The 2038-nt window shown below is 52.4% G+C and carries 1 protein-coding gene and 1 pseudogene; both read right to left on the reverse strand.

Annotated features, from left to right (window positions below; all coding sequences use genetic code 11):
• Window positions 1-856: pseudogene (locus ACXJ5O_RS25285) on the reverse strand (hypothetical protein); the annotation flags it as partial.
• Window positions 853-2038: glycosyltransferase (locus ACXJ5O_RS25290; RefSeq protein ID WP_457302311.1), on the reverse strand; the 1186-nt coding region annotated here is incomplete at its 5' end. The pseudogene ACXJ5O_RS25285 and the gene ACXJ5O_RS25290, both read right to left, overlap by 4 nt.

The raw sequence follows: 2038 nt of genomic DNA on the forward strand, positions 1-2038 counted from the left end.
TTACAAAGATGGTAGCCCTCGAACTAGCGAGAGCTTTTCGGACCACATCATCGGTAGCATGGCCAAAATGTTGAAACAGCGGCCTACCCGTTATTCGTTCGAGGATCGCCGCTTCAGCAGGCGCGTGAACGTCGGTACGACCAATAATCGTCAGCGACGCATCAATTCCCGCGTCCCATAAGCTCTCGAACGCCAACATGATCGCTGCCACGTTCTTCCGCGGCTCAAGTGTCCCTACAAAGGTGAACATTCGTTTCTTAGGGTCGAATGGTAGCTTCGACATTCCATAGCCGTCGCCTCCTAGTGGAAAAGCTGGGCCAGCTCGATCCGTCGACCGGATGATTCTCTTGACGTAGGCATCCCGAGTTGCTTCGCTAATGAAAGATACCCTCGGTACCTTTTGGAGCACGCGGACATAATGCATCAACTTTTCCGTCGTCCTGCACGGCCAATATTGCGGCTGCAAAAAGGGAATGAAATCATATGCCAACCATGCAAGCCGAGACTGGGGTACCAGCGCCAAGTTTCGATATGCATTTAAACGAACTGGATCAAAGAAAACCTCGGGGTTGAAAAGGTTCCTCGCGAGATCGTTATTTGCGATCCGCCCTTTGCCGGGCAAAAGAAGGGCCAAACGTTCACGTTCTTCTTCTTCGTCCCTCCCCTCCCTAATCTCCTGCAATATCGTGTCTGGCAGCTCGATAAACGTTTCGGTTGGGTTGTCGAAACGGCAAGGGATCAAATCGGCCGGTCCGCTCCAATGGCGTATAATCTCGCGTTCCACCCTCTGGATACCGCTGTGTATCGGGTGCACTGTGAGCATCGTTAGATCAATGAAAACTGGGTCCTGGTTCACGATGCGATATCCCTGATCGTCGCACTCGACCTGATCGTTACATCCAACCCGAGCGATTGGCATAGCAATTCGGAATAACGTTTGAAGCTATGTTCATCGCAGTACAAGCGTCGAGCCCTAGCAAGCTTGGTCCGATCCCGAATTTGATCAGAGATCTGCGCCAGCGCCTCGGCTAGAAGCACCGGGCTTGGGTGGTCCGGAATACGGAGAACATAAGAAGGTGCATCCATCGCTTCGGCTAGATCGTCGTTGGTAATAGTTGGAAGACCAGCGGCAATGCAGTCGAGCAGCGCACCAGACAGTCCGCCCAGAAAATGCGTGCGGAGCTGAATACCAGCGTCAGCTGCCATGAGGTAGTCGCGATATTGCGTATCGCTGGTGTACTCAGCAACGAACTTCACATGTTCTTCTAGACCAAGCTGCTTGCGTAGATCCAAGAAACCTCTGTGTTCCATTGCCCATCCACCGACGAAATAAAGCTTGGCCGGTATATTCCAGCTACGAAGAAGGTCGATCGCCCAGATACACTCTTCAGCGGCTTTGTTGGAATGAACATAGCCAAACGTGGCTATGGCGAACTCATCTTCCCCGAAGCCGAGCCTCTCCCTGGCTCTTCTCTTGGCACTTCGATCAAGCGGATCAGTTGTCCATGGTCGATAGATGGAAAATGGCAGGTGAACTGCTCCAGCATTCAGCCTTGCATTGACGATATCGGTCGTCACTTGTGAATGTAGAAAAAGCTGCGACGAAGCTGTTGCGAGTTCTCCCAGGAACGTTGCCTCTAGCAATGACTCGTCGCTCATCCATCTATCAATTTCCTCGCCACTTACGGGACGCCCCAACTCCCTCTGAGCGACTTCCTGAGCACGTTCCTTCCCAAGCAGTATACGATAGAAGCTGAGCAGGCGATTGTCGTGCTCGATGCAGACGCCGCCGTAACGAAGCAGGAAGTTGAATATTTCAAGGTGAAAATGGGAATTGCCAACAACTCCGATTACCTTGTCATATTCGGACGATACGAAAGGAACAGCAGATACAGCGTAAGCTCCATTGGCACCTTCCGGCTTGGCTGCTGGAGTGCCTCGTGCGTAAACATCCAGGTCGACAAGCTTGCCCAGTTCTTTGATTGTTGCCGCGGAATAGTCCGCTACCCCCGAACGATCTGGTGGCAGAGGACTGAGG

It is taken from the genome of Phyllobacterium sp. P5_D12 (assembly GCF_054049495.1).